This window comes from Roseivirga echinicomitans (genome assembly GCF_001592935.1).
GTDB lineage: Bacteria > Bacteroidota > Bacteroidia > Cytophagales > Cyclobacteriaceae > Roseivirga > Roseivirga echinicomitans.
Map to the genome: position 1 here is coordinate 1 of NZ_LRDB01000041.1, position 520 is coordinate 520.

Annotated in this window: 1 protein-coding gene; it reads right to left on the reverse strand. The window is 36.5% G+C overall.

Features of this window, described 5'->3' with window-relative positions; genetic code table 11:
- Positions 1-28: 28 nt before the first annotated feature.
- Positions 29-520, reverse strand: a 492-nt coding sequence (locus AWN68_RS13365) for a SusD/RagB family nutrient-binding outer membrane lipoprotein (protein WP_157716214.1), incomplete at its 5' end; no start/stop codon positions are given.

The following is a 520-nucleotide window of genomic DNA, read 5'->3' on the forward strand; positions in this document are numbered from 1 at the left end:
ATATATTTATTTGTTATTTTCATTTCGATTAGTTTATAAATCCAGCAGGATTAGTATCCCAAAATACTTGTATCTGATTACTGCTTTTTTGAGTAATGTTTGGATTCACATTTAACTCGTTAGCAGGATAAAGGAAAGACCTCATGAATGGACCTAAATCAATCACTGGTTCCATTAAGAATGAAGGATACCCCGTTCTTCTATAAGTATTGAATGGTTCAATTCCGTTTGTATACGAAGCAATGTACCACTCACGTGCAATGATGTCCATTTTTCCATCTTCATCAGCAGCATCATAATCAGTCAATACTTCATTGACATAATCATTCACTTGAGATGCAGGAGCAACATGTCCAGTTTCACTTGACTGGAAGTTGATCACTTTATCAATGTGCTGTCTTAAACCATTTTCTAAATAGGTTCTGGCGTTGCCTGTTACTCCAATTTTCAGCGCAGATTCGGCCAACATAAATTGAACCCAAGAAGAAAGCATGATTGGGTGAATACCATCACCACCAAG